This is a genomic window from Ottowia thiooxydans (assembly GCF_040548795.1).
Classification (GTDB): domain Bacteria; phylum Pseudomonadota; class Gammaproteobacteria; order Burkholderiales; family Burkholderiaceae_C; genus Ottowia; species Ottowia thiooxydans_A.
On record NZ_JBEPSH010000004.1, the window covers coordinates 257451 to 284440 of the forward strand.

The following is a 26990-nucleotide window of genomic DNA, read 5'->3' on the forward strand; positions in this document are numbered from 1 at the left end:
CGCCGCCGGGCGCACATCCCGGCCTCCGACCTCAAAAAAAGAGCAGAAGGTAACTAGAAAGCACAGATAGCAACTCAACCGCCGCTTGCCCTCACCGGTTGGCCGGCCCCGCCCCGCCCTCTCCCAGAGGGAGAAGGAAGAAGGAGTTAAATTACCGCAGCCAGCGGCACGTGTCAGCTCAGCTCAGAAGAGAGAGGGTGAGGGAGAACCTCTTCCTCATTTACCCGACCCGTCCCAAAAACTCATAAAGCGGATCCACCGGGTGTTGCCCCCCCACAGGCTGCCGAACCCCAAACGCCTCAGCAGTCAACACCTGCGTAGTAATCACATGCCGCATCCGGTCATACACCACCGTGCGAGCCAAAATCCGCCACTCATCCCCCCGACGCTCAAACCGGTCCAGATAACGACCACTCAGCAGGGCTTCCACCGGCCGCCCCTCGGCATCCGTCTCCTCCTGAATGGCATCAAAGTAAGACTCCACCAGCGCCTGATCACCTTGCAACTCAATCAAGGGATTGGAGATGCGATGAACGATGCGTGCGTCGCTGGTCTTGAGTTTCCCCAGTGCCCAGTCAATGAACCCCGCAGCGCTGCCCTGATAGGGGCCATGCCGATCAGTCGCATCCGGCCAGTAGGCCGAGCGCAAGGCCTCTTCATCACGACGGTCAATGCCACGGCAATACCGATAGAGGCATTCGCGAATGGCTTCACGGTCCAGCAGCGCCTGCACGGCGATGTTGTTGTTCAGAATCATGTCAACTTTCCTCGCGTGATGCGATGGGGTTTTTCAGGCGGCGCGCTTGGCGATCACCGCGTCAAGGCAGACAGCGCCATTCTCTCGCACCACGAGCGGATTGATGTCAATGCTCTCCAACTCGTCAGCATGCGCCATCGCGAACTCGGAGAGGCGGCAAATGGCGTTCACCAGGGCTTGCTCATCCGCAGGCTTGGCACCGCGCCAGCCCCGCAGCAAAGCCGAGGAACGCACCCGGTTCACCAGCGCACGTGCGCCGGCTTCATCCAGAGGCGCAGAAGCAAAGGCGACATCGCGGTACAACTCCACCGCGGTGCCACCAGCCCCGTACATCACCATGGGGCCGAAGGTCGGGTCCATGTGCACGCCCAGAATCGTCTCGACCCCGCCCTTGAGCATGGGCGCCATCAGCACCCCATCAATACGCGCGTTCGGAACGGCGGCACGAGCGCGTTGCAGCAAGGTGGCATGCGCAGCGCGCACCGCCTCGGCGTCCTGCAGATGCAAGATGACACCGCCGATTTCGGTCTTGTGCTGAATGTCGGGCGAAGAGATCTTGGCCACCACCGGGTAGCCCATGCCATCTGCAGCGGCAGCCGCTTCGTCCGCTGTGGCACACAGACGCTCGGGGAGCATTGGAAGCCCTGCTTCACCGAGAACCCGTTTGGCCGTAGCTTCAGTGCTCACGTCACCCAGAGCCTGGGAAGCTGCACTGGCGACAGGCATGCGGTAGAGCGCCTTGCGCCGCTCCACCATCTTGGCTGCGCCAGCCAGCGCCAGAACAGCGCGACTTGGATCGCCGAACACGGGAATGCCGATCGCTTCAAGGCGTCGATCGACCTCGGGCACAGAGGCCATCACCATCACCATGTCCTTGCCTGGGTGCTTCTCACGAAGCGCCCCCAGTGACGCGATGGTGGACTCGAAACGCTGCGGAGACAGACCCGCGCTGGCCAGGTAGGCGAACACGGTGGCGTAAGGGCCGTGGGTGAGCATCAGATCAACGCTGCGGGCGGTGCCATCGGCAACCGCCGTGATTTGAGCCGTGACATCCAGCGGGTTGGCAGCCACCGCAAAGGGCAGCAACTCCAGCGTGGCCTTCACGCCGGACTCAGGCAAGGGCGACATGGATAGGCCCCAATCACCTGCGTGGTCAGCCATCAGTACGCCAATGCCACCGGATGAAGTCATGACACCCATGTCGCCATTGCTCGGCAACCGTCCCGTGACGGAGCAGAAGTAGGCGATATCGAGCATCTCTTCAATGGATTGCGGGCGGTAGGCACCGCACTCTGCAAAGACGGTATCAAAGACGGCATCATTGCCAGCAAGCGAACCGGTATGGGTGCTGGCTGCAGCCGCACCAAGCTCCGTACGGCCGACTTTCATGATGAGCACCGGCTTGCCTGCCGCAGCCGCCTTGAGCAAAGCCCGGCGCAGTCGCTCGCCGTCCCTGCAGGACTCCAGGGCCGCACAGATCACACGCGTGGACGGATCTTCAGCCAGGTAGTCGATGCATTCAGCAACGTCGACATCGGCCTCGTTGCCTGTGGCCGCAATCTTGCTGAAGCCCAGGCCTCGCAGCGACGCCATGGCGTAGGTGCAAGAGCCGAATGCACCGCTTTGCGTAGCCAGGGAGATCGGACCCGGTTTGGGTTGCAGGCCATTGAGCGCCACAGAGAAGGTCGCAAAATAGCGCGTCTCCACATTGAGCAGCCCGAGCGAGTTGGGACCAATCATGCGCACGCCTGCGGCATGGCACATGGCCACCAGCTTGTCCTGCTGCGCGCGGCCTTCTGGCCCGAGCTCGGCAAAGCCGGAGGTCAGCACCAGAACGCCCTTGACGCCTTTGGCAATGCATTCCTGGAGCGCGGATTCCACACCACCGGCGGGCACCACGATCACGGCCTGATCCAGCGTGCCGGGAATGGCGCTCACACTGGAATAGGCAGGCAAGCCCTGCACTTCGGCAGCGCCGCTCTTGTTGACCGGATAGATCTTGCCTTTGTAGCCGGCTTCCACCAGGAAGCGCAGGACGCGGCCGCCAATACGTTCGGCGTCAGAAGAGGCGCCCAGAATGGCGACGGAAGTGGGTTCGAAAAGGGCAGTGAGGCTGTGCATAGTGTCGATGCTCTAAATGGACTTCAGCGCCCGACACATTGGTTCCGCCTGCTCAGGCGAATGCGCGGGCGCGTGGGGTTGGGGTTGATCAGGCAGCCACGGCGTCAGCCATGGTACGGGCGGTGAGCCAATCCAGGCACTGGGCCTGGTCACCATATTGCAGGCTTCCCAACAGGGTATGCACCGCCAGGCGGGCAGCCAGCGTCTCGCAGGTCATGCCCATCCCGCCGTGCAGCTGAATGGCCGATTCAGACCAGGTACGGCTGGCATCTCCTACGCAAAGCTTGACCAGCGACAGGGCCGCGGCATCGCCAGGGTTTTCGTTGGACGCTTGCGCCACAAGTGGGCGGACCATGCCGGCCGCGTTCTCATAAGCCACATACATCTCGACGGCGCGATGGCGCAGCGCCTGGAACGTCGCCAGGTGGACGCCGAACTGCATGCGTGTATTGAGATACTCGATCGTCTGTTCGATCATGGCACCGGCAGAGCCCACAGCTTGCACGCAGGTGAGCAAGCTGCCGAGCTTCTGCGCGCGCTCTACAGCATCCAGCACAGAAGGACCACGCAGCAGCACCTGCTCAGCCTGGACAGTTTGACCATCCAGTAAGAAGTCGGCCGTGACGCGACCATCCATGCCTTCGAAGTAACGTGCATGGGGTTGCAACTGGTCGAGGGGCATCAGGAGCAGCGCAGGCTCATTGGAGGAGTCATCGGTCACATTGAACGCAACATGCGTGGCAGGCTCGGTCAAGTCCACGCCCTTGAGCGTGCCGCGCAGTTGATGGCCTTGACCCAGTCGAAGCGCCGAGCCTCTGGACGGCATGCGTTCGCTTGCATCCAGTACGGTGGCGACAGAGGCTTCACCCATGGTCAGCGCTTCCAGCAAGGCTCGCACGACCGCCTGGTCGGCCAGACCAGCCAACAGCCCAGGCGCTACAGCGCAGCGGTCGATCAAGGGCGCGGTGACCGCATGGCGTGCAGCCGCTTCAATGATTTCTGCGAGGTCGGTCAGTGTGCCGTCCACACCGCCGGCGGCTTCCGGCACGATGACGCCTTGCCAGCCCAGGGCCAGCATCTGGCGCCATGCGTCACTGGGCGTATTGCTTTGAGCCGAAAAGGCCGAGTTGGGAGTGGCGATAGCAGCCAGGCGCAGGCTGGTGTCATGGAGATCGCCCGGGAACAACGGTGTGGCGCTGAATGACATGGTTCAGGATCCAAAAATGGCACGAGCAATCACGTTTTTCTGAACTTCACTGGTGCCTCCAGCGATGCTGCGTGATCGATAGAACAAATAGGTATGCACAAGCTGACGTCCCATCTGCAGATCGTCTGATCCGTCGGCTTGAGGTGGCTTGGGCAACAGACGCGCGCCATATTCGGACGCGGTCAAGTCGTAGGCCAGACTGGAGATGTCTTGCGACAGCTCGGAACAATGAAGTTTCAGCGCGGACGACTTCGACGCCGCCAGCGTACCGTTCATTTCTTCCTGAATAGCACTGAGCAGCATTTCACGCGCACCCAGCGCCGAGCCCTGAGCATGGTAGAGACGTTTGAGTGCCGACAGGAGATGCGGTGTAGCTCCTTCGGCGCGAATGCGCTCCTGAATAAGCTCCGAGACCTGTTCGAGTTGCCGCGCCAGACGGGGCACGGTGGCCGGGGAAAGTCGTTCGCGGTCCAACAGGAACTTGGCGCATTTCCAGCCCTCTCCCTCATCACCCAGACGGTTGGCAACCGGTACACGCACATCGTTGAGGAACACCTCGTTCACGTGGTGCCATTGATCTATGGTGTGGATGGGACGCACTTCAATACCTGGCGTATTGAGCGGCACCACCAGCAAGGTGATGCCAGCCTGCTTGCGCCCTTCCTTGGATGTTCGCACAAGGGTGTACATCACGTCCGCTTCCTGGGCGTGAGAAGTCCAGATTTTCTGGCCGTTGATCACATAGTGATCGCCATCACGAACTGCTGCCGTCTTGAGCGACGCCAGATCCGAGCCCGCACCCGGTTCAGAATACCCCTGACACCACCATTCAGAGCCTTCCACGATGGGAGGTAGGTAGCGCGCCTTTTGCTCCTCGGTTCCAAAATGCATGATCACCGGGCCGATGTGGCCCAGGCCATGGTGGTAGAGCGGAGGGCAATCGAGCTGGGCACTGACTTCCTCGAACAGGTAGCGCTGCTGCAGGTCCCATCCGGTGCCGCCTTCGGATACGGGCCAGTTGGGTGCACCCCAACCACGGGCAAAGAGAATCTTCTGCCAACGCGACATTTCTTCGCGGCCCAGCTTCTGGTTGGTACGCACCTTCTCACGCAAGTCTGCGGGACAGTGCGTGCTCATGAAGTCGTGCAGTTCCTGCCGGAAGCGTTCGTAGAAAGCCTCGTCGCGCACAGAAGCGTCATCGAGCGTGGAATCGGTAGTGCTCATGTCGGGAAGTTCTCAAAAACAATCTAGGAAACAAGGCCCCGGCGGCCGCTCAAGGCTTGTGAATCTCAGTCGGCACGGATGTTTCGACCGCGGATCACTGGTCCCCAGCGATCCAACTCATGCTGCAGATAGGCAGCAAACTCAGTGCGCGTCATCAGACGGGGATCCACACCCGCCTTGGACAAGGCCTCTTGCGTGGCGGGCATCTCCAGGACGGCGCGAATGTCGGTGTAGAGGCGCTGCTGCAGTGCCTCCGGTGTGCTGCTGGGCAGGAAAAAGCCAAACCATCCGCCCGCTTCAAATTTCTCCAGACCGGGAACACCCGACTTGCTGATAGGAACCACGCCGGGCAAGCGGGGATTGTTGTTGGCATAACCATGACCCAGCACACGAAGCCTGCCAGTGGGCACATAGGACATGGTGGCAGGGGAGTCGAACAAGGCGTCGACTTGACCACCGACGAGGTCCGTAATGGCAGGTCCGTTGCCGCGGTAGGGCACATGGATGATCTCGATGCCTGCCATGCCTGCGAACATTTCTGCGGCAATGTGCGGGCTGGAGCCATTGCCGGACGACGCGAAGCTGATCTTGCCTGGATTGGCCTTGCCGTATGCCACGAACTCAGCCAGGGTCTTCACAGGAAGGCGTGGAGAGATGTAGAGCACGCTCGGGCTGTCGGACGTGTTGGTCAGTGGTGTCAGGGCTTTGACGTCATAGGGCAGCTTGGGCAGCATCAGCTGATTGCCGATGTAGCCGAACGCGGTGAGCAAAAGCGTGTATCCGTCACCCGGGGCGCGAGATACAAAACCTGTGCCAATCGTCGTGCCGCCACCTGGCTTGTTGTCAATCAGGACGGGCTTGCCCCATTTATCCGCCAGGCGCGGAGAGATCGCGCGTCCGATGATGTCGGTCAAACCACCGGCCGCATAAGGGATCACGATGGTCACGGGCTTGGAAGGGAAGGAATCTGTGCCTTGGGCCCATGCTGGACCAGTGATGCTCACAGAGGCGGCGGACAGGCTCGAGAGCGCGAATTGGCGTCTATTCAACATGCAGTGTCTCCTTTGGATGCTCAAAGTCTACTAACCGACAGGTAGAATTCATATAAGTAGCAACCCTAGGAAAGCTTCAATATCACCAGGGTTAAAACACGCCTGAACTGCGCCACGACAAAGACGCAGGCGGGCGACGCCAAGGGCCAACTACGCGCCTCATATAGAACGCGCTCCGGGATCAGGGCGGCCGGGCTTCAGCTAAGGAAAATCGCCCGGCGAGCTATGAAGCAAGAGCCTCTGACAGCGCCGTCCCAAGCGCCTGAGGTGTCTGCGCAGGCCGCAGGGCGGTCCGCCGCTGGTGCGCGTGCAGCCTCCTTGTTTTACGCCTGTGCTGCTGCAAGCTTGCGTGTACTGACCACAGCCGGTTTGGTGCGCATCCCCACCATCAGTATTTCGAGAAATTGCTCCACGATTTGATGGGCGCTCAAGGGGCCATCGATCTTGTGCCACCGCCACATGCTGTTGATGGATGACAAGAGGAGGCGGCCCGCAATGGCCGGGTCCATTTCACGGAATTCGCCGGACTTGATACCCTGCTGAATGCAATGGCGCAAGTGCTTTTCATACTGGTCACGGAACAAAACCCCCTTGGTGCGTGAGATCGACTCATGCGTCGTGTGGAACGCATTGGATCCGGTGATCCAGGCATCGCGGTTCATGGTGTAGTAATCGGCTGTGGAGAGCATGAAGGCGCGCACTTTGTCTACTGCCGTAGTTTCCTGCGCAGTCGCTGCCATGACATGCTCCAGCAGCATTTCCAACCCATGCAGAACGATTCGCTCGTAAAGCGCTTCCTTATTGGGGAAGTGGTAGTACAGGGCTGCCTTGGTAATCTTGGCCTCTTCGGCGATTTCTCGAAGTGAGGTGCCCTGAAATCCGTGTTTGGCAAACAGTCGGCCCGCAATATCAAGCAATTGCGCCTGACGATCCTCCACGCGGGCACCCGCGCGCGTGCTTGTTTTCTTCTCTTGGGCCATGGGTGCTCCTCAAATGACTGCGCTTGAAGAAGCCAGTCCAACCGCGGCTGACTTCTCCGGCATTCAACACTAGAACGTATTGACGAACTTGTAGTTTACATGCCGACAGTTCAACGGCCGGTATAAACAGGTGCTCGTTTTTCAAGAAAAGCGCGCTGAGCTTCCTTGGTGTCTTCCGTCTTGGACAGGGCAACGGTATTGTTTTGCTCGTAGCGGTAGGCATCGCGCGTGGGCATCAGCGCCGTCATGCGGGCCGCTTCCTTGGCCAGGCGCAGTGCGGTGGGGCTCTTGGAGGCCATCTCACGCGCCAATTCCAATGCATAAGGCATAAGCTCCTCCGGAGGCAGGCAAGCCTCGATCAGGCCCAGGCGGTACATCTCCTTGGCGTCGACCTTCATGCCGGTGTAGAACATGCGGCGCGCACGAGACTGGCTGAAGAATTTCTGCAGGTAGGTCATGCCGCCTGCCAGGCCGACATTGATCTCAGGCATGGATATATAGGCATTTTCAGAAGCTACCCAGATGTCGCTGGCAATGACCAGGCCGAAGCCAGCGCCCATGGCTGGACCATTGATGGCGCAAATGATAGGTTTGGTGCATTCGACCACGGCGTTGAACGCTTCGCGCACCAGGCGGTTGTGGCGGCTGTACGCGCCCGTCGTTGCCGCCAGGTTGGGACGCTCACGGATATCCGCGCCCGCTGAAAACACCTTGCCTGATCCGGTAAGAATCACCACCATCACATCGTCACGGTCTGACAGTTCGTCAAAGACTTCGGTGAGTTCGGCGCGCAATTCGGCGTTTTGCGCGTTAACCGGTGGCCTGTTCAGCGTCACGGTGGCAATGCGTTCTTCTACGGTCAACAACAGCTGTTTGTAAGTCATGCTTGGTCTCTTTGAGTTGAATAAGTGGCGATAGAAAAATAAGCTTGATATGCGAAACTTACCGGTTGGCAGGTTATTTGCAAAGCACCAGTAGTCCTATAGGTGACACATCTCAAATGCGCAGACATCGGCGCCTGGGCAGAGGGCGAAACTCCACTTCCCTGCAGGGGTCGGCGAAGGCCTGAACAGGCCTTCATAACCCGCGGAAACATCGACCAGCCCCACGGTAAGCACTCTATGATTCGATGATGGACATGACACCGAAACGGCGAATGAAAGAGCAGTCACCATGAGCACCTCACCGGTCAAGTCCGCCGTCCGCGTTCTGGAAGTCTTTGACTATTTCCGGCGCGAACGCCGCGCACGTCAACTCAAGGACATCTGCGAAGCCTTGAACTACCCGCAGTCCAGCGGCACAGCCTTGTTGAAGAATCTGGTGACCTTGGGCTATCTCAGCTACGACCGCACCACCCGCCTTTACTTTCCCACCTTGAAGGTCGCAGCCCTGGGTGACTGGCTGGAGCAGGCGCTTTTCGGTCAGAGCCAGATCTTCGAGATCATGCGTGACCTGCACAGCGCGAGTGGAGAAGCGGTCTCGGTCGCTCTGCAAAACGACGTGTACATGCAGTACATCCACGTGATTCAATCCATTCACCCGCTGCGTTTCCACACCGAAGAGGGCAGCATGCGCCCGCTCACCTTGTCCGCAACGGGTTGGGTGCTGATGTCTGCCCACCCGGACCGCGAGGTCGACCGGCTGATACGCCGCGCCAACATCGCCACGCAGCCCGCGTCTGATCGCCAGCCTATGGACCTGATGATGGAACGCGTGCGCGAGGCGCGCGCCACAGGCCATGCCTATGCGGAAAATTTGCCGTTGCTGGGAGGCGCCACCTTGTGCGTCATGTTGCCACTCAAGGTGCAGGGCCGCGCAGTGGTCTTGGGCATGGGTGGCGCACTGGAACGCATCCGCCCCCGCCGGGACGAATATTTGCAGCTCATGCAAGAGTTGATTTCTTCATTGGACGGGCCCGTGTAGCGAATTGCGGTCGATCTACAAGAGCCGTTCGGGCTGAGCTTGTCGAAGCGTGCGCAAGGCTTCGACAAGCTCAGCCCGAACGGTGTTGTTTGTTCAAACGACGCTTGCCGCTTGACCAAAATCATAGAACGTCAGCGTGAACGGCTTGATACTTTGAAAGCAGAGGGGGTATCAGACGGCCAGATAACCCCCATCGACCGCCAGCGTCACGCCATTGACGTAACTTGCCATGTCAGATGCCAGGAACACGGCAGGTCGGGCGATCTCCTCGGCGCGACCCAGGCGACCTGAAGGAATACGCGCCATGAAGCGCTCCAGACGCTCCGGATTGGAGCGCGTGGCATCTGTCATGGGTGTCACGATGACGCCTGGTGCAATGACGTTGACGCGGATACCGCTGCCCGCCAGGTCGGCCACCATCGATTGAGACAAGAGACGCACGGCCGCCTTGGATGCCGAGTATCCGACCGCTTTCGGCTGGCCGTGAAAAGAGGCTCCAGATGAAATATTGATCACGTTGCCGCGTGTCTTGCGAAGCGCAGGCAGAAACGCGTGCATGACATTGAAGACACCGATCACGTTGACATCCATGACCTTGCGCACGGCAGCGTGGGCCTGAGGGCTGTCCAGGCCTTCCCGCAAAATCACACCTGCGTTGTTCACCAGGATGTCGATGGATCCGATTTCAGCGTCCACTTGAGCAGCCAGTCGAACGACCGCATCGTTGTCCGTCACGTCGAGCGCATAGACCCAGCCCTCGGAACCGGCGGCTTGAACCTGAGCCAAGGTGTCTGCACAGGCGGCGGCATCTCGGTCCGTGATGATGACCCGGGCGCCCTCTTGCGCATAGGCCACCGCGATGGCTTGGCCTATGCCACCGGCAGCGCCGGTCACAAAAGCAAGGCGACCTTCAAGCAGACCAGCATTCGAAGCAGATAGAGACATGGCAGAAGCTCCGATACCCATCAACGCGGTTGCAAGGATGCAGCTTTGCGCAGCGCACGTTCACGCCACTTGAACTGAATCTGACCGACGATGCCTTTTCTGAACAACATCACGACCAGTACGAACACCACGCCCTGAATGATCAGGACCCACTCGGCGAAGCCCGCCAGATAGTGCTCCATGGAGATGATGATCAGCGAGCCAACCACAGGCCCCAGCAGAGTCTGCAGGCCACCCACGATGCAGATCAGAAGAGCCTCGCCCGAGGTGGTCCAGCTCACATCCGCCAGACTGGCCAATTGGAAGGACATGACCTTGGTCGCACCAGCCAGACCTGCCAGGGCGGCAGACAGGGTGAACGCCACCAGTTTGTAGCGGTTGACCTGGTAGCCCAGAGACAGCGCGCGTTGCTCGTTGTCACGAATGGAGCGCAGGACCTGGCCGAACGGGGAGTAGACCGTGCGGTAGATCAGCCAGAACCCAAAACCGACCAAGGCCAGCGCCACGTAGTACATGGCCAGATTGTCTTCAGTGGAGATCACGCCGAGGAACGTAGGCCGTGGCACCGCCTGCAGGCCATCTTCACCGCCCGTGAAAGGCAGGCGCAATGCCAGGAAGAACACCAGCTGTGCGAACGCCAGGGTGATCATCGAGAAGTAGATGCCGTGGCGACGGATAGCCAGCAAACCTGAGAGAAACCCAAGCCCAGCGGCGACGGCCACGCCGGCGAGTACGCCAACGATGCCATCCACACCCCAGGTCTTGAGGACATACCCCGTGATGTAGCTTGAAGTGCCATAGAACATGGCATGGCCAAACGACAGCAAGCCCACATATCCGATCAGCAAGTTGAGGGACGCTGCCAGCAGGGCAAAGCACATCAGCTTGATCAAGAACAGCGGATAGACCGCAAAGGGCGCCAGGCACAGCAACACAATGCCCACGATCAAAAGGTTTCTTTGCATCGAACTCATGACTGCACTCCTCTCAATCATTGCGGCCGAACAGGCCATTGGGCCGGAAGGCCAGCGTGAGAATCATGACCAGGAAGATCACCACGTTGGCGCCTTCCGGGTAGAACACCTTGGTCAAACCTTCAATAACGCCCAATCCGAAGCCGGTGATGATGGAGCCCATGATCGAGCCCATGCCACCGATCACCACCACAGCGAACACCACGATGATCAGGTTGGAACCCATCAGGGGACTCACCTGGTAGATAGGTGCCGCCATCACTCCGGCAAAGCCAGCCAGCCCCACGGCCAGGCCATAGGTCAGCATCAGCATACGGGGTACGTTGATACCGAAACTGCGCACCAGCGTAGGATTCTCATTGGCGGCGCGCAGATAGGCGCCCAGCTTGGTACGTTCAATGAAATACCAGGTGCCTACGCACACTGCCAGCGCCACACCGATGACCCAGAGGCGATACCAGGGTATGAAGGTAAAGGAAAGATCCAGGCCACCTTCCAGTGGGTTGGGATACGGCTGGCCGCTGGCCCCGAACTTGTAGCGGAAAGCGCCTTCCACGAGCAAGGCCACACCAAAGGTAAGCAGCAAGGCGTAGACATGGTCCACGTGATAGAGGTGGCGCAGGAACACGCGTTCCATCAGCACACCAAACAGCGCCACCAACAGAGGCGCCAGGATCAGGGCCCACCAGTAGCTGAGCCCGAGGTATTCCAGCAGCCCCCAGGCGACAAAAGCGCCCATCATGTACTGCGCGCCATGTGCGAAGTTCACCACATGCAACAGGCCGAAGATGATGGAAAGGCCCAAGCTCATCAGCGCGTAAAACGCACCGTTGATCAGTCCCACGATCAGCTGCCCCACGAATGCCGACACCGGCACACCAAATATTGAATCCATTATTCCTGTCTCCTTATCTTGAGCTTTTGACAGGCCTTAAAGGCCCAACAAAGCTTCAATGCGTGCGCGGTTGGGTTCAATATCGCTTTGCGCAAACTGATCGGCCACCATGCCTTCTTCGATCACATAGAAGCGGTCGGCCAACTGCGATGCAAACCGGAAGTTCTGCTCCACCATCAGCACGGTGAACCCTCGGCTGCGCAGCATGCTGACGGTCTGGCCAATCTTTTCGATGATGACGGGCGCGAGGCCTTCCGTGCATTCGTCGAGCAGCAACAGCTTGGCGCCCGTGCGCAGGATGCGCCCAATGGCCAGCATCTGCTGCTCGCCCCCGGACAGTTTGGTACCCGGGCTGGTGCGCCGCGTCTTGAGGTTGGGAAACAGCGTGTAGATTTCTTCCACGCTCAAGCCCCCGGGATGAAGCACCGGCGGCAACATGAGGTTTTCTTCGGTGGTGAGGCTGGCAAAGATGCCGCGCTCTTCGGGGCAGTACGCCAGGCCCAGTTGGGCAATGGCCTCCGGTGGCAAACCGGCAGTGGACTGGCCTTTGACCGTGATTTCACCGCCGCGTTTTTGCAAGATGCCCATGATGGCGCGCAGCGTGGTGGTCTTGCCCGCTCCGTTGCGACCCAGCAGGCAGACGATCTCGCCTTCGCGGACCTCGAGGCTGATGTCGTGCAAGGCCTGGGTCTCGCCATAGTGCCCCGTCAGATGAGACACGCGCAGGAATGGTGTAGCTTCAGACATGGGCGCCTCCCACGTACGCTTCAATGACGCGCGGGTCGGTCGACACCTGCGCATAGGTGCCCTCTGCCAGGACCTGGCCTGACTGCAGGACGGTGACCTGATCGCACAGCTCGGCAATCACTTTCATGTTGTGCTCCACCATCAACACCGTGCGCCCTTTGGCCACACGTTGGATCATTTGCATGACCGGCTCAATGTCTTCATGTCCCAAGCCCGCCATCGGTTCATCCAGCAAAATGAGCTCTGGCTCCAGGGCAATCGTGGTCACCAACTCCAGCACGCGCTTGCGTCCATACGACAGGTCGCCCGCCGGGGCATCTGCCCACCGCGTGAGACCCACCATGTCCAGCAGTTCGCGAGCGCGGTCGTCCAACACGTGAAGAACGTTCTGATTGCGCCAGAACGCATAGTTCCAGCGCGTCTTGCGCTGAAGCGCCACCCGCACGTTCTCCAGCACCGTCATCTGGCTGAACACCGCCGATATCTGAAATGAACGCACCAGGCCGCTGTCCGCGACCGAAGCCGGGTCGCTTTTCTCTATGTGCCGCCCGTTGAACACGATGGTGCCCTCGGTGGGCTTCAAGAACGTCGTGAGCAGGTTAAAGCAAGTGGTCTTGCCGGCCCCATTGGGACCAATCAGGGCATGGATGGTGTGCCTGCGCACCCGCAAATCCACGCCCTTGACGGCATAGAAACCGCGAAACTGCTTGCTCAGGCCCTTGGCCTGCAGGATGTAGTCGTCCTCGTTCTTGTTCATGCTGGGTCTCCCTGATTGCTGGAATACGCCCTAGAGGAAAGCGTGGGTCACACCGCCGTCCACCTTGATGCATTCGCCTGTTACCCAACTGCTCTGGTCGCTGGCAAGAAACGCCACTGCAGAAGAGATGTCTTCGACTTCACCCAGACGCCGCAGTGGCGTCTTGGCCAGACGGAGCTTGACTTTCTCCGGGTCCAGATTGATCTTGACGCCTTCGGTGGCCACCGAGCCTGGGCCGATCGCATTGACGCGAATGCCCCGAGGCCCGAGATCCACCGCGGCAGAACGGGTAAGCCCCAGTACGCCGGCTTTGACGCCGCAATAGATGGTGGCTTGGGGAATGCCCAGGAACGCCGCAGCTGACGCAATATTGATGACGCTGCCGCCTTGGTCCATGTACAGGGATGCCGCTTGAATGCCCCAGACCACAGAGTTGAAACCTGTCCCTACCATGCGCCCCACAGCCTCTGGTGTGAGGTCGTCAATGGGCCCATAGCGCACCCACATGGCGTTGCTGACAAGCACGTCGAGACGGCCAAACTTTTCCTTCAGCGTGGCGGCGGCATTCATCACGGTGTCGCGTTGTGCCACATCGCCACCGAAGGCCATGGCTTGATGGCCGGCCGCGCGCAAGGCAGCCGCGGCTTCTTCTGCCAGTGCCAGTTTCAGGTCGAGCACCCCTACGATGGCGCCATCAGACGCCAGTCGCTCCACGATGGCGCGCCCTATGCCTTGTGCGCCACCTGTCACCAGGGCCACACGTCCTTGTAATGCTTGTGTTTGTGCTTGTGTCATGCTGTTGTCGTTGCCGAAATAGGTCAAAGGGAGCGATCGTCAAATCCAGCTTCAGGAAGTCCGCGCGCACTCGTTCCGTGGATGGCGTCCAGGTTTGGACCGCTTTCGCAAAGCGCGATGGAGCCGACTTCCTCGGGCAAGGCGCTATCGGCCTGCGCCCCCATGGCAGGATAAAAGCGCTGCACCGCGTACCAGGCCGTGCCGGCTTGTACGCGGGCAGCTCGTTCTTACCCCTTATTTCTTGAGGAAGTCGCAGGGATTTTCATTGAGTGGACGGAAGATCTGGTCCGGTGCAATCTCACCTTTGATGATGTAGAGATCGTTCTTGCCACCCTTGGATTCGGCCGGCGTCTTCACTTGCACCATGTACACCGGGCGCATGACCTGACCGTCTTCGCGGATGGTCACGTTCTTCATTTCGAAGTCGTTGATAGGGGTGGACTTCATCTTGGCCACAACAGCCTTGCCTTCATCCGTACCAGCGGCCTGCACGGCCTTCAGGTAGTGCATGGTCGCGCTGTAGGAGCCCGCCATGATGTAGGTGGGCAGCACGCCCTTGTTACGATCGATGAATCGCTTGGCCCAGGCACGCGAGTCAGCGTCGCGGTCCCAGTAGAACGGCGTGTTGATCTGCAGGCCCTGCCCCACAGGCAGACCCATGGCCACCACGGTGTTGATCGTGGCACCGGTGGTGGTAACAATCTGGCCGTTCTTGGTCAGGCGGTATTCGCTGGCTTGCTTGATGGCGTTGCTCAGATCCGCGCCGGCGCTCAGGAATACGACGGCTTGTGCCTTGCTGGCCTGAGCCTGCAACAGGTAGGAAGAGAAATCGGTGGTGCCCAGCGGGTGCTTGACCGCGCCCACTACCTTGCCACCGCCCGCCTCGATGAACTTGGTCGCCTCAGCCTGCAGCGCCGCACCGAAAGCATAGTCCACGGTCACGAAGTAAAAGGTCTTGACGCCTTGCTTCATCAAACTTTGCACCGTGGCCTTGGGCATGGCATAGGTGTCCAGCAGGAACTGCATGTTCATGGGCGAGCACGACTTGCCGGTCAGGTCGGCCGTGGTGGTGCCCGAGATCAGGTACGGTTTGTTGTGCTGCTTCATCATCGCGCTCACGCTCAGCGCAATGGCCGATGTGGAGTTGCTGATGATGGTGTCGACCTTGTCGCGCTCAATCCACTGACGGGCGATGTTGGTGCCCACGTCTGGCTTGTTCTGGTCGTCCGCGACCACCACTTCGATGGTTTTTCCGTTGATCTTGCCGCCGAAGTCTTCCACAGCCATGCGCACCGCCAGGACCTGGCCAGGACCGCCATTGCCGGAGTAAGGGCCCGTCTGGTCTCCCATGACACCGATTCGAACGACGTCGTCGGATATCTGGGCCTGCGCCGCGCCGCCAAGCGCGAGCAATGCGGCAGCGATGAGAGTGCTCTTGTACTGGAATGCCATGGTTTGTCTCCGTGAAAAAGTCAGTGGGGAAAGGCCGAAACGAATATCTATTTGCAATATAGGGGGCGGCTGAGAGCCATGCGTGGACGGATCAACGTCAATCCACGTCGGTCACCAGCCGGTGCTTCTTGAATTGCTCTCTGAGCTGCATCTTCAGAATCTTGCCGGTGGCCGTGTGCGGTAGTTCTTCCATGAAGACGACTTCATCGGGCAGCCACCACTTGGCCACTTTGTCTTTCATGTAGGTCAGTATTTCTTCGCTGGTGGGGGCCTGGCCGGGCTCCGGCACCACGATCAGCAAAGGTCGTTCCTGCCATTTGCTGTGACCCACGCCAATCACGGCGGCTTCGCGCACCTTGGTGTGCCCGAGCGCGGTATTTTCAAGATCAATCGAGGAGATCCACTCACCGCCAGACTTGATCACGTCCTTGCTGCGATCGGTGATCTGGACATAGCCATCAGCGTCGATACAAGCCACGTCGCCCGTACTGAACCAGCCCTCTTCGTCCATGGCCGAGCCAGCCGGGTTGCCGTAGTAGGCAGAAACCACCCAGGGTCCGCGCACACGCAATTCGCCGACGTGCTTGCCGTCATGGGGCAGAGCCTGGTTCTCCGCATTGAACACGCCGACTTCCAGACCGAAGATCGCGCGTCCTTGCCGGCACTGCACATCAAATCGCTGCTCGAGGGTCTGACCTTCGTGCTGCGGCAGAAGATTGCAGACCGTCGCCAGGGGCCCGGTTTCGGTCATGCCCCAGGCCTGAATGACAAATGCGCCAAACTCGCGTTCGAACCGCTCGATGATGGGGCGCGGCGCAGCAGAGCCCCCCACCACCACCCGCTCCAGCCGAATGTCTTTCAGATTCAGGCTCGCGCGGTTCTGGTCGATGTACTGAAAGAACCCGAGCCATACCGTGGGCACGCCCAGAGAAAAGGTGCAGCCTTCGTCGCGCATCAAGGCATAGAGGCGATCGCCGGACACCCCGGCGCCGGGCAGGACCAGCTTGGCGCCGCACATGGCTGAAGCATAGGGAACGCCCCAGGCGTTCACATGGAACATGGGCACAGCCAGCAGCACGCTGTCTCTTGCATTCAGCCTCAGCCCGTCCACTGCACAGGCCGCATAGCTATGCAACACCGTGGAACGGTGGCTGTAGAGCACGCCTTTGGGGTTGCCTGTGGTGCCAGAGGTGTAGCACATGGAAGAGGCCTGGTCTTCGTCGAGGCTGGGCCAGACGTAGTCTTCGCGGCCGCTGGCCACCAGCTCTTCATAGGCACACAATCCGGGCAGATCCAGCTTGGGCAGTTGCTCTTGGTGACACAGCGCCACGTAGCGCTTGACCTTGGACAGCTGGGGCGCCAGTTGCACCACAAGATCCGCAAAATCAAGGTCGAAGCACAGGGTTTCACCCGCAGCGTGCTCGATGATGTAGCGAATCTGCTCAGGAAACAAGCGGGGGTTCACGGTGTGCAGCACAGAGCCCATGCCCGCCACCGCGTAATACAACTCCAGATGGCGGTCGGTATTCCATGCCAAGGTCACCACGCGTTGGGAGGTTTGCAGGCCACCGGCCTGTAACGCACTTGCCAGACGGCGTGCCCGGTTTTCGACGGTGCGCCAGTTGCTGCGCCGCTGCTCGCCGCCATGCAGCTGCGAGACGATCTCCACATTTCCATGGTGGAGCGCTGCATGCCGGATCAGGCCCGATATCAGCAGCTGGCTTGGTTGCATCAACCCCTGCAAACTCATGTTGTCTCCGCACTTGGCCCTGTAGACCAAAATTACTTGTTGTGGGGCCGCATGAGTAATTTACATGCCGGCCGGTAAGTAATCACATGCTAGCAGGCCGGCTACAAATAAACAATCGGCAGGTAAATTTCTACGCTAAGTGTTTACCCGAGTATTCGGACAGGTCGTTTTGGACATAAGCAGACGGTCAGGCACCTTGGGGCGCGGTGCCGCCGGGCTGCGGCAAAATGGCGATTTACTGGCAGTCCTGCGGCGCGCTCACCGCCCGTCCGCAGGCAACACATTCGAGATTTTTCATGTTGAGCAACCTCACTCCTTTTCTCATCCAGTGGGCCATCACCGCACTTGCGCTCTGGGTCGCCAGCTATATCTTCAAGGGTGTGAAGTTCGACAGCACCGGCGCTCTGGTCGTCTCGGCGCTGCTGCTCGGCTTCGCAAACGCCATTGTCAAGCCGCTGCTCGTCATACTGACGCTGCCGCTCACCCTCGTGACCTTTGGACTGTTCTTGCTGGTGATCAACGCCTTGATGATCCTGCTGGTATCTGCAGTGGTCAAAGGTTTTCGCGTTTCGGGTTTCTGGACCGCATTGTTCGCCAGCATATTCGTGTCTGTACTCAGCTTCATCATCGGTGCGCTGGTCACAGGCAGCGACCCCAGTATGAACATCCAGATGCCTGCTGGTTCAGAAACCTGGCTTTGACAGGCACCCGGAAGGCGTGTCAGCGCGCGGGGGTTTAATTGATGAGCTAGTCCAGCTTGCTAGCGCCTTCCAGACCCAGTACCAAAGGCTGCTTGGTGTCGCCAGCGTTGTGCAAGCCAGAGGGCGCCAGTTTCAAACCACGCGCTGAGAAATGCACAAAGCCATGAACCTGCGTGACGGTCACGCTGCCTTGGGCGTTGTTGGAGTTCCAGCCCAGGATTTTCTGATTGGCGACATCTGCAAACGCCACATGCACTTTGCGCCCCGCCGCGTCAGGCTTGGCAGCCACCTGGTAGACGCCAGGCGCTGGCCGAGGTGAACCAAAGTCCAGCGTGAGTAATTGCAGCTGATTGTTCGACGCCAGCACAAATGCCTTGGGCGTGTCCAAATAGTTCAGACCAGTCTTCAGCGCGTAGCGTTGAGCGCCTGCTTCCGCGCGCAATTCACCAGAGTTGTACCAGCCATTGGGGCCGGCATAAAGTGCGCTCTTGGGATTGCTGAAGCGGTCGTCACTGGCCTGAGGCGCTTTGCCCCACACATCAGGCGCGGACTGCGCATGGGCCAGGGAGACTACCAACAAGATGGACCCAATGAATAGAGCACGCACGGCAAGCCTCCTGAAGACGGTGGTGCGTCAAGATATCACAAGGCTTGAACATCTTCACCTTAAAAGATGAAGCGATCCGGCGTGCTCGAATGGTTCAGAACCCGATTCCAAAACCCACGGAAGAGCCCCAGCTGCGGTGGCCACCCCAGCCACGACCGACCGAAAGCGTGACCCCCACGGGGTTGGAATAGACTGGCGCAGGCACGTATACAGGCGCTGGTGCAGGGACATAGATGACCTGCGGCTGCGCGACGGGATACGGCTGCGGGTACGGTTGAGGATAGGCCTGCGGATAGGGTTGCTGATAGACCGGAGCGGTCACCACCCCGGTGGCGGGGTAAGGCGCAGGATAGCCTTGCGGCAAGGGATAGGTGCCCGGCGATGGCTGCGGCGCTACGGGGTAGGTCTGAACCGGCGGCGGGTCATAGCGACCATAGGTGTTGTCAGGGGCAGGCACCTGCACCCAGCCGCCTGGGTCGTTGGCCATGCGCGTCTGGTAGCGCTGCCCGCCCAGTTCGTAGCTGACGTCGTAGGCCGTCACGCGGTTTTCATAGCGGGTGGCACACCCCGCATAGCGCTGCTGAGACTCGGCGGTATTGCCCAGAGCGGCACCGCCCAACACACCCGCTGCTGTCGCCAGCGCACGGCCATCTCCACCGCCAAATGAGTTGCCGATCACGCCGCCAATGACCGCACCCAGCACGGCTCCTACGCCGGAAGGCGCGCTGTAACCAGGGGCGCAGCCCTGCACCGGAACCGCCTCCCAGACAGGTGCCGATGAAATAACGCGCGCATTGACCATGGACTGGGCGTTGGCGGTCACAGCCACGCAGGCCATTGACGCGATGGCCAGGAATTTAGATGTCATGCCAAATGATGTCATGGCTTCTCCGAAACCCATAAGAGAGGGAACCAAAGCTGTACTCTACAGCTGCTTTGCTCTTCAACGCTTTTTCGGGTGCTCTGGTCGACCACCTTTACACCCCATTCACATCTTGCTTGGCTTGGCTTTGCGCTGCTCACTTCTGACCAAGTCGGGCAACTGTCCAATCCCTCAACCGTTAAGTCGCCTTTCGGGCCTCCGTGAACTCCACATACCAATCCAGGCATTGCGGATTGGCCATGGCCTCTCGATTCACCACTTTTTCGAGCGGCTGACCCAGCAGCAGCTTCTTGATAGGCAATTCCTGCTTCTTGCCGGACAAGGTTCGCGGAATCTCAGGTACCTGGAAAATGTCGTCCGGCACGAAGCGGGGGCTCAGGGACTGGCGAATGGCCGCATTGATACGGCTGCTCAACGCGTCATCCAGTGTCATACCGGGGCGCAAAACCACGAACAGCGGCATATAGCTCTCGCGTCCCAGGTACTCAAGATCGACCACCATGGAGTCGATCACCTCGGCAATGCCCTCTACCGCACTGTAGATCTCGCTGGTGCCCATGCGCAGGCCGTGGCGATTGATGGTGGCGTCGCTGCGCCCGTAGATCACGCACCATTCGCCCTGGCCTTGCTCGTCGCCCACGCGCAACCAGTCTCCGTGGCGCCAGACACTGCCTGCCGAAGCATCCAGATCACCCCCGCCGGGTCGGCGCCCATGGCCAGGTGGGTACATCTCGAAATAACTCGCCCGGTAACGCGCGCCATCCGGGTCGTTAACCAGGTACAAGGGCATAGACGGCAGCGGCTGGGTACAGATCAGTTCCCCCACTTGGCCCGTGACCGGTTCGCCGGCTTCGTTCCAGGCTTCCACCGCTGCGCCCAGCAAGCGGCATTGCATGGAGCCCGGTGCCTGTGGAAGTTCCCGGCTGCCGCCTATGAACGCACCCGCAAAATCAGTACCGCCAGAAATATTGCACCACCAGATGTCTTCCTGCTCAGGGTTGCTTGCCAAGCGTCCGAATTGGTCTGAACCCCACTGCTGTACATCAGGCGCCAGCGGTGAACCGGTCGAGCCCAACGCCCTGATGCGAGACAAGTCTCCGCAGGCACTCAGATCCACCGAGGCCTTCATGCAACTGGCGTAGAACGCCGCACCCGCGCCGAAGAAGCTGGCCTGGTGGCGGGCCGCGAACCGCCACAGTACGGTCCAGTCTGGTGATTCCTTGGTTCCTCCGGGGCTGCCATCAAAAATGACACAGGTGGTACCTGAGAGCAAACCTGCGATCTGCGCATTCCACATCACCCAGCCGGTGGAGCTGTACCAGTGAAAGCGTTCACCGAAAGTCTCGCTTTCGTAGCTGCAGCCCACGTCATTGTGTAGGCGGCTCTGCATCATCATGACCATGATCATGCCGCCGTGACCATGCACGATGGGTTTGGGCAGCCCCGTGGTCCCGCTGGAATACACCACCCAGACCGGATGGTCAAAAGGCACCCAGACCGCCTCGAAAGCGCTTGTTTGCGCATCATCGCGTGCAATGGCCGCATCGAAATCCGACACGCCCTCGATGGGGTGAGAGGTTTTCAGGTTACGGTAGACCAGTGTGTGGGTCACCGAGGGCAGCCCCTTTCGCAGCTGCTGCACCACGTCCGATCGGTCCAGGTCGCGTCCGGCCCAGGTGACGCCGTCGCAAGCGATCAATACCTTGGGCTCGATCTGCGTGAAGCGGTCGAGAACCGCACTGGTACCCATGTCAGGCGCGCACACACTCCAGACCGCCCCCAGACTCGCGGTGGCCAGAAAGGCAACCACCGTCTCAGCAATATTGGGCAGATAGGCCGCCACGCGGTCGCCAGGCTGCACACCTTGCGCACGCAGATGCAAAGCCAGTGATGCCACCTGGCGCTGCAACTCTGGCCAGGACAGCTCACGTACTTCCCCCTTTTCGTTGTCGCTGATCAGCGCTGCCAGACCCGCAGCATGCGCGGGACTCACATGGCGCATCACCTGCCGCGCGTAATTGGTCTGGGCCCCTGGAAACCAACGGGCCCCAGGCATCACGTTGCGCTCGAGCACGGCGGTGTGAGGTGTCGGCGATTGCAGATCAAGGTAGTCCCAGATGCTTTGCCAGAAGGCTTCCAGGTCCGTCGTTGACCAGCGCCAGAGCGCGTGATAGTCCTCGAAAGAAAGGCCATGCCGTTCACTCAGCCAGTTCTGGTAGCGCCTGATCTGAGGCACGCGAGAGGCGGACACAGAAGTGGGGGCAGGAGTGCGGATACCGGTGCGTGGGCTTGTGCTGACGATGCTCATGCATTGGATTATTGAGTCAGTGCGCACGATTTACCAATAGCAAGACAGGTGGCCTCGGGTTTGTACGCATGTTCAAATATCTTGTACACCTGTTCAATACAGGCATGAGTTCTGCGCCGCGTCCTCCAGCCAGCTTGCCTGCCTTGCTCCCTCGGGGCAGCGGCATGGTGGCCCGGGGGAGCGCCGCAACGGAACGCCGCGACCGCCGCACAGAGATACTGCTCGCTGCGGAAAAACTTTTTGCCCAGCACGGCTACCACGCCGTGCCCTTGAGAAAAATCGCCAGTGAAGCGGGGGTCCCGCTGGCTTTGGTGGGCTACTACTTCGGTGCCAAGCATGAACTGTTTCATGCCATTTTTGAACGTTGGCAGCCCACCATAGAAGCCCGCCTGGCCTTGCTACGCGATGTCATGCCGGACATCACGGCCCAACCGTCCGCACTGCAACCCATCGTGAGCGCCTTCGTGGAGCCCGTGCTCCGGATGCGGGTCAGTCCGGAGGGTGAGTTTTATGCCTTGCTGGTCAGTCGCGAGCTTTCCTATGCCCGCGAAGAAGCGGACCGGGTACTGCGCGACTTCTTCGATCCGCTGGCGCACGCCTTCATTGATGCACTGCAGGCCGCTCGCCCCCAAGCGACGCGTGCGCAGGCCGCCTGGGGCTACCAGTTCGCGTTGGGTGCGCTTTTGCATCACATCAGCGACCAACGTGTGGAACGTCTGTCGCACGGCATCAACCCCCCGAACGATGCCTCGGCCGAACCCCTTCTCATCAGCTTCATCGCCGCAGGCATGGACGCTGTGCTTAAAACAAACCAAAGGAGACCCTGATGAAACGCCGCAACACTCTGCAAGCTCTGGCTGCCCTGGCCGCCGCCGGCCTGGCCCGCCCCGCCTTCAGCCAGACGACCAAGATCGTCTTTGGCTACACAGCGGTCACGGACTTCACTTCCGTCTTTGTCGCCGCAGACCAGGGCTATTTCAAGAAGCGCGGGCTGGATGTGGAGCTGAAGTTCATTCCACTCAACTCCACCATTCCAGCCGCCGTTCAGGCTGATTCGCTGCAGATCGGTGGCCCCACTCCCAGTGTGTACCTGCAATCGGTCGACGGTGGGCTGGACCAGGTCGTCGTCGCGGGTGGGGGCGTGACCTCCAAATCAATCACCGGTTTCGGCCTGGTGGCGCGGGCCGGAAGCGGCATCAAGACCGCCGCCCATTGTGTGGGCAAGAAGATCGGCGTGCCAGGCTTGGGAGCCTTCCTTCACGTGACTTTCCGCGCGTGGCTCAAGGACCAGGGGGTGGACTACAAGAAAGTCAATTTCGTTGAAGCAGCCTTCCCCCAGCATGGCGACATGCTGCGTGGCGGTTCAGTCGATGCCGTGGTCAGCGCGGACCCTTTCATGAGCCGCATCACGGACACGGGTGTGGGGTATGTGGCGTCTTACTACTCCACCTTCCTGCCTGAAGGTCAGCCCACGATCATCCACGTGGCCAGGCGCGACTGGGCGCAGAAGAATGCCGCAGCAGTGCGGAGCTTCCAGCAGGCGGTGCAAGAAGGCGCGACCTTCATGCAAAACCCCAAGAACAACGATGCCGTGCGCGCCACCATCGGCAAATACATCAAGCTGCCCGCCGAAGTGCTGGCAAAGATGCAGATTTCGCCTCCTGGCCCCGTCGTCACCACCAAGCAGCTGGATTATTGGGTGGCGCTGATGAAAGAGCAGGACATGCTGAAGACTTCGCCCAACGTCAATTCGCTGCTGTTCAAGTAAAGCCTCATGACGGAAAGCGTTCTGGAGTTCGACCGCGTTGCCATCCATCTGGGTGGGCGCGAAATCCTCTCACCCACCAGCGTCAGTATCAAGCGCGGTGAGTTTGTCTGCATCATTGGCCCGTCCGGCTGCGGTAAGACGACCCTTCTGCGCGCCGCTGCGGGATTTGTGACGCCCAGCAGCGGACAGGTGACCCGCCACGGCAAGCCCGTGACGGGGCCCTCGCGCGAGGTGGCCTTTGTGTTTCAGGACTATGGCCGGGCGCTGCTTCCCTGGCGCACGGTGGCACGCAATGTGGCCCTGGCGCTGGAGGCCGCACGGGTGCCAGCTGCCGAGCAAGCGGCCCGTATCGAAAAGGTGCTGGCCACCGTGGGCCTGAGCGCGCACGCGGACAAGTTTCCTGCGCAGTTGTCCGGCGGTATGCAGCAACGCGTGCAGATTGCGCGCTGCCTGGCGCAGTCGCCCGAGGTGATGCTCATGGACGAGCCTTTCGGCGCTCTGGATGCCATGACGCGTGAGAGCCTGCAAGATGAAGTGGCGCGGCTGGTGCGCGAGCAAGGCTTGACAGTGCTCTTCGTGACCCACGATCTCGAAGAAGCCTTGTACCTGGGTGACCGTGTGCTGGCATTGCGTGCTAACCCTACGGCGGAGCAGCCTAGCCTGGCGGCGTTGATCGACGTGCCGCTACCTAAGCCGCGCGAGCAGCTATCGACCAAGGAACACCCTGAGTTCCTGCGCTTGCGGCGCGAGCTGTACCACTACCTGGGGCATGCATGACCAGATGGTTTCGTCCCTTCGTGTTCCCGGCATTGGTGTTGGCCGCGCTGGAGCTATGGGCGCGCACCATAGGCGCGAGCAGTGACTCGGTGGCCCCGCCTAGCGCGGCGCTGCTTGCCTTCGGTCGTGCGCTGACGGATGGATCGCTCCTGGTTGCCACGGGCTTTACCCTCGGCAGTGCGGCCGTTGGCCTGTTGATTGGAGGAGGACTGGGCGTGGCGCTGGGAACCCTTCTGGGCCTGTCGGCCCGAGCGGCACGACTTTCATTCGTCAGTGTGGAAGTTCTCCGGCCTGTTCCATCGGTCGCTCTGATTCCTCTGGCCATGCTGGTCTTTGGCTTTGGATTGCGCATGGAAGTCAGCGTCGTCGCATTCGCCTGTTTGTGGCCCATGGCTTTGCTGGCGCAAGCTGCCGTGCAACAGGTCGAACCACGGCTATTGGAAGTAGCGCGTGCCCTTCAGATGACTGCCTGGCAGCGATTTACCTGGATCGTCGGCCCCGCTATCGTGCCTCGCCTGTTCGTGGCCTTGCGCCTTGGCGTGGCCATTGCGCTGGTGGTGGCCGTCACGGTAGAGATTGCAGCCAATCCGCACGGCATGGGCTACAGCATGATGATTGCTCAGCAGAGCCTGGACCCTGCGCTCATGCTGGCCTGGTTGCTGTGGATTGGTCTGGTCGGCTTTGCCATCAATGCAGGCGCTCTGTGGCTGCAGCGCGGAGTCGCTCGGCGCATGGGGGAGGCTGCGTCATGAATCGGCGTTTCACACCCATGGAGATCTGTGGTTCCCTGGCGGTGCTGGCTGGCTTGCTGGCCTGTTGGTGGATGGCCAGCCACGCCGGCTGGATCAGCAGGGTGTTTCTACCCACCCCCGAAGCCACGCTGTCCAGCCTTCGTGATGGCCTGGTCGATGGAGATCTGGGCTCATACACGCTGGCCACCGTCGGCCGGATGCTCGCGGGCTGGGGTCTGGCTGGGGTGGCGGGCATCGCCCTGGGTGCCCTGGTGGGCAGCAGTGCCGCCGCGCGCGCCTGGATCGGACCCACGCTGGAATTCATCCGTCCGTTGCCGGCTTCTGCCGTGATTCCGCTGGCCATCGCCATCTTCGGCCTTTCAAGCGGCATGGTGCTTGCCGTGGTCGCCTTCGGTGCCATGTGGCCAGTGTTGCTGGCCACCGTGCACGGTCTGGCCGGAGTGCATGTGCGCCTGCGCGAAGTGGCCACCGCGCTGCAGCTCGGGCGCATGGAATTTCTGTGGAAGATCGGATTGCCCAACGCACTGCCCGATATCGTGGCCGGTATGCGGCTCGCGTTGACGGTTTCGCTGATCGTCAGTGTGGTGGGCGAAATGATCGCTTCACAGCCGGGCTTGGGCCAAGCCATTTTGTTGGCCGCCCGCTCCTTCCGCGCCAGCGAGCTGTTTGCCGGGATCGCTCTGTTGGGCGCCATCGGCTTCGTCAGCAACGCAGTTCTGGCGCTCTTGGAGCGGCGCCTTCTGCGTTGGCAGCATCCGTGATGCCTTGCCGACTTGATCACTCATAACTCCAGGAGACCCCCATGGTGCGCCGCTTCGTTGATCTGTCCATTTACCTAGAAAACGACGTCATTTCCGATCCGCCGGCGTTCGCGCCCAAGATCCAGTATTTCAACCACGAGAACTCGTTCGAGCAGATGGCGCCGTTCTTTCCGGGGCTCAAGCAAGAAGACCTTCCCGATGGCGAAGTGTGGGCAGTGGAGACGATTCAACTCTCCACCCACAACGGCACGCATCTGGACGCGCCTTATCACTTTCACAGCACCATGGACAAGGCACTTGGCGACAAGAAGCCCGCCTGGACCATCGATGAAGTGCCGCTTGAATGGTGCTTTCAACCCGGCGTCAAGCTTGACTTCCGCCATTTTGCCGACGGCTATGTCGTGACCGCAGCCGATGTCGAAGCGGAGCTCAAACGAATCGGCCACGAACTGAAACCGCTGGAGATCGTGGTCGTCAACACCCGCGCAGGCAGCCGCTACGGCCACAACGACTTTGTGGCAGCAGGTTGCGGCATGGGCTATGAAGCCACGATGTACCTGCTTGAGCGCGGTGTGCGCCTGACGGGCACTGACGCCTGGAGTTGGGATGCCCCGTTCGTCTATACCGCGCAGAAATACGCAGAAAGCCAGGACGCTGGCCTGATCTGGGAAGGCCACAAAGCCGGCCGCGACATCGGTTACTGCCATCTGGAGAAGCTGCACAACCTGGAAGCACTGCCTGCCTCCGGCTTTTACATCTCCTGCTTTCCGCACAAGATTCGCGGCGCCTCTGCGGGCTGGACACGCGCAGTCGCCATCTTTGACGACGCGTTGATGGCTGGTGCATGACGGGCA

General features: G+C 60.4%; 27 protein-coding genes. 8 read left to right on the forward strand and 19 right to left on the reverse strand.

What is annotated here, in order from left to right:
- Window positions 1–220 precede the first annotated feature (220 nt).
- The 7 genes from ABIE13_RS10770 to ABIE13_RS10800 all read right to left on the reverse strand — a co-directional run bounded on the left by ABIE13_RS10770 (window position 221) and on the right by ABIE13_RS10800 (window position 8225).
- Entirely contained in the window at window positions 221–757 is a 537-nt protein-coding gene (locus tag ABIE13_RS10770) for a nuclear transport factor 2 family protein (RefSeq protein ID WP_354443185.1), read from the reverse strand.
- Between the two features lie 33 nt (window positions 758–790).
- Window positions 791–2878 carry an acetate--CoA ligase family protein gene (locus tag ABIE13_RS10775; protein WP_354443187.1) on the reverse strand — a complete coding sequence of 696 codons (2088 nt, stop codon included), beginning with the start codon at window positions 2876–2878 and terminating at the stop codon, window positions 791–793.
- Window positions 2879–2966: 88 nt separating this feature from the next.
- Window positions 2967–4085 carry an acyl-CoA dehydrogenase gene (locus tag ABIE13_RS10780; protein ID WP_354443189.1) on the reverse strand — a complete coding sequence of 373 codons (1119 nt, stop codon included), beginning with the start codon at window positions 4083–4085 and terminating at the stop codon, window positions 2967–2969.
- 3 nt (window positions 4086–4088) lie between these two features.
- Window positions 4089–5309, reverse strand: a complete 1221-nt coding sequence (locus ABIE13_RS10785) for an acyl-CoA dehydrogenase family protein (RefSeq protein ID WP_354443191.1) — start codon at window positions 5307–5309, stop codon at window positions 4089–4091.
- A 65-nt stretch (window positions 5310–5374) separates the two neighbouring features.
- Window positions 5375–6361: a Bug family tripartite tricarboxylate transporter substrate binding protein gene (locus tag ABIE13_RS10790; RefSeq protein ID WP_354443193.1), complete on the reverse strand. Its 987-nt coding sequence runs from the start codon at window positions 6359–6361 to the stop codon at window positions 5375–5377.
- Window positions 6362–6684: 323 nt separating this feature from the next.
- A complete protein-coding gene (locus tag ABIE13_RS10795; RefSeq protein ID WP_354443195.1) occupies window positions 6685–7341 on the reverse strand; it encodes a TetR/AcrR family transcriptional regulator in 657 nt (218 codons plus the stop codon).
- A 110-nt stretch (window positions 7342–7451) separates the two neighbouring features.
- The gene (locus tag ABIE13_RS10800) at window positions 7452–8225 is read right to left on the reverse strand and encodes an enoyl-CoA hydratase/isomerase family protein (protein ID WP_354443197.1); all 774 of its coding nucleotides are present in this window, start codon (window positions 8223–8225) and stop codon (window positions 7452–7454) included.
- Between the two features lie 289 nt (window positions 8226–8514).
- On the opposite strand from ABIE13_RS10800, the gene ABIE13_RS10805 reads away from it, so the two are divergent.
- Window positions 8515–9264, forward strand: a complete 750-nt coding sequence (locus tag ABIE13_RS10805) for an IclR family transcriptional regulator (RefSeq protein WP_354443199.1) — start codon at window positions 8515–8517, stop codon at window positions 9262–9264.
- Window positions 9265–9435: 171 nt separating this feature from the next.
- Here ABIE13_RS10805 and ABIE13_RS10810 read toward each other — a convergent pair whose 3' ends face one another.
- The 9 genes from ABIE13_RS10810 to ABIE13_RS10850 all read right to left on the reverse strand — a co-directional run bounded on the left by ABIE13_RS10810 (window position 9436) and on the right by ABIE13_RS10850 (window position 17561).
- On the reverse strand, window positions 9436–10209 hold the full coding sequence (locus ABIE13_RS10810) for an SDR family NAD(P)-dependent oxidoreductase (protein WP_354443201.1): 774 nt from the start codon (window positions 10207–10209) through the stop codon (window positions 9436–9438).
- A gap of 20 nt (window positions 10210–10229) precedes the next feature.
- On the reverse strand, window positions 10230–11183 hold the full coding sequence (locus ABIE13_RS10815; protein WP_354443203.1) for a branched-chain amino acid ABC transporter permease: 954 nt from the start codon (window positions 11181–11183) through the stop codon (window positions 10230–10232).
- A 13-nt stretch (window positions 11184–11196) separates the two neighbouring features.
- On the reverse strand, window positions 11197–12078 hold the full coding sequence (locus ABIE13_RS10820; protein ID WP_354443205.1) for a branched-chain amino acid ABC transporter permease: 882 nt from the start codon (window positions 12076–12078) through the stop codon (window positions 11197–11199).
- A gap of 36 nt (window positions 12079–12114) precedes the next feature.
- On the reverse strand, window positions 12115–12825 hold the full coding sequence (locus ABIE13_RS10825) for an ABC transporter ATP-binding protein (protein WP_354443207.1): 711 nt from the start codon (window positions 12823–12825) through the stop codon (window positions 12115–12117).
- Window positions 12818–13582, reverse strand: coding sequence for an ABC transporter ATP-binding protein (locus ABIE13_RS10830; protein ID WP_354443209.1), 765 nt, complete (start codon window positions 13580–13582; stop codon window positions 12818–12820). Before ABIE13_RS10830 ends, ABIE13_RS10825 begins: the two co-directional genes overlap by 8 nt.
- A 30-nt stretch (window positions 13583–13612) precedes the next feature.
- Complete coding sequence (locus tag ABIE13_RS10835) at window positions 13613–14377, reverse strand: SDR family NAD(P)-dependent oxidoreductase (protein ID WP_354443210.1); 765 nt, start codon at window positions 14375–14377, stop codon at window positions 13613–13615.
- 23 nt (window positions 14378–14400) lie between these two features.
- Window positions 14401–14562 (reverse strand): hypothetical protein, encoded by a 162-nt coding sequence (locus ABIE13_RS10840; RefSeq protein ID WP_354443212.1) that lies wholly within the window; start codon window positions 14560–14562, stop codon window positions 14401–14403.
- A gap of 49 nt (window positions 14563–14611) precedes the next feature.
- A complete protein-coding gene (locus ABIE13_RS10845) occupies window positions 14612–15829 on the reverse strand; it encodes an ABC transporter substrate-binding protein (RefSeq protein WP_354443214.1) in 1218 nt (405 codons plus the stop codon).
- 97 nt (window positions 15830–15926) lie between these two features.
- On the reverse strand, window positions 15927–17561 hold the full coding sequence (locus ABIE13_RS10850; protein ID WP_354443215.1) for a long-chain fatty acid--CoA ligase: 1635 nt from the start codon (window positions 17559–17561) through the stop codon (window positions 15927–15929).
- 314 nt (window positions 17562–17875) lie between these two features.
- Between ABIE13_RS10850 and ABIE13_RS10855 the strand changes: the two genes are divergently transcribed.
- Window positions 17876–18280: a phage holin family protein gene (locus ABIE13_RS10855; RefSeq protein ID WP_354443217.1), complete on the forward strand. Its 405-nt coding sequence runs from the start codon at window positions 17876–17878 to the stop codon at window positions 18278–18280.
- 46 nt (window positions 18281–18326) lie between these two features.
- Here the strand turns inward: ABIE13_RS10855 and ABIE13_RS10860 are convergent, their stop codons facing one another.
- From ABIE13_RS10860 to ABIE13_RS10870, 3 genes are all read right to left on the reverse strand, one after another.
- The gene (locus tag ABIE13_RS10860; RefSeq protein WP_354443219.1) at window positions 18327–18887 is read right to left on the reverse strand and encodes a hypothetical protein; all 561 of its coding nucleotides are present in this window, start codon (window positions 18885–18887) and stop codon (window positions 18327–18329) included.
- Window positions 18888–18981: 94 nt separating this feature from the next.
- Window positions 18982–19755 carry a glycine zipper 2TM domain-containing protein gene (locus ABIE13_RS10865; protein WP_354443221.1) on the reverse strand — a complete coding sequence of 258 codons (774 nt, stop codon included), beginning with the start codon at window positions 19753–19755 and terminating at the stop codon, window positions 18982–18984.
- A gap of 193 nt (window positions 19756–19948) precedes the next feature.
- Entirely contained in the window at window positions 19949–22078 is a 2130-nt protein-coding gene (locus tag ABIE13_RS10870) for an acetoacetate--CoA ligase (RefSeq protein ID WP_354443223.1), read from the reverse strand.
- A 68-nt stretch (window positions 22079–22146) separates the two neighbouring features.
- Between ABIE13_RS10870 and ABIE13_RS10875 the strand changes: the two genes are divergently transcribed.
- The 6 genes from ABIE13_RS10875 to ABIE13_RS10900 are packed head-to-tail and all read left to right on the forward strand — an operon-like array spanning window position 22147 to window position 26984.
- Window positions 22147–22905 carry a TetR/AcrR family transcriptional regulator gene (locus tag ABIE13_RS10875; RefSeq protein WP_354443225.1) on the forward strand — a complete coding sequence of 253 codons (759 nt, stop codon included), beginning with the start codon at window positions 22147–22149 and terminating at the stop codon, window positions 22903–22905.
- Window positions 22902–23846 (forward strand): ABC transporter substrate-binding protein, encoded by a 945-nt coding sequence (locus ABIE13_RS10880; RefSeq protein WP_354443700.1) that lies wholly within the window; start codon window positions 22902–22904, stop codon window positions 23844–23846. The genes ABIE13_RS10875 and ABIE13_RS10880 overlap by 4 nt, the downstream gene beginning before the upstream one ends.
- A gap of 6 nt (window positions 23847–23852) precedes the next feature.
- Entirely contained in the window at window positions 23853–24623 is a 771-nt protein-coding gene (locus ABIE13_RS10885; protein WP_354443227.1) for an ABC transporter ATP-binding protein, read from the forward strand.
- Window positions 24620–25375 carry an ABC transporter permease gene (locus tag ABIE13_RS10890; RefSeq protein ID WP_354443229.1) on the forward strand — a complete coding sequence of 252 codons (756 nt, stop codon included), beginning with the start codon at window positions 24620–24622 and terminating at the stop codon, window positions 25373–25375. Before ABIE13_RS10885 ends, ABIE13_RS10890 begins: the two co-directional genes overlap by 4 nt.
- On the forward strand, window positions 25372–26136 hold the full coding sequence (locus tag ABIE13_RS10895; RefSeq protein ID WP_354443231.1) for an ABC transporter permease: 765 nt from the start codon (window positions 25372–25374) through the stop codon (window positions 26134–26136). Before ABIE13_RS10890 ends, ABIE13_RS10895 begins: the two co-directional genes overlap by 4 nt.
- Window positions 26137–26177: 41 nt before the next feature.
- Window positions 26178–26984 (forward strand): cyclase family protein, encoded by an 807-nt coding sequence (locus ABIE13_RS10900; protein ID WP_354443233.1) that lies wholly within the window; start codon window positions 26178–26180, stop codon window positions 26982–26984.
- Window positions 26985–26990 lie beyond the last annotated feature (6 nt).